Here is a 250-nt window from a genome sequence, read left to right as displayed (position 1 = left end):
CGGTAATTCTCAAAGTTCCTGAAGCCATATGCACGGCGTGAGAGCATTTCCATTTTAGTGTGGAAGCCCTCGGTGATGCCGTTGGACTTGGTAAAGCGCCACATGCGCACGATCGGCTCCAACCAGGGCTCTTCCCCATTAACGGGGGATGGGCATTCATCAGACACGGTTGATCACACCGTTCCAACCGCATTGAGCCAAGACTCTCATGCGGTAATTCTCAAAGTTCCTGAAGCCATATGCACGGCGT

Annotated in this window: 1 pseudogene; it reads right to left on the bottom strand. The window is 52.8% G+C overall.

Annotated elements, in window-relative coordinates:
• Positions 1–125, bottom strand: a pseudogene (locus CR155_RS20595) (transposase); the annotation flags it as partial.
• Positions 126–250: the final 125 nt, after the last annotated feature.

Origin of the sequence: Pollutimonas nitritireducens (assembly GCF_002849615.1) — a bacterium.
GTDB lineage: Bacteria > Pseudomonadota > Gammaproteobacteria > Burkholderiales > Burkholderiaceae_B > Pollutimonas > Pollutimonas nitritireducens.
The sequence above is the reverse complement of the archived record's forward strand: the minus strand, read 5'-3'. Positions and strand labels throughout refer to the sequence as shown.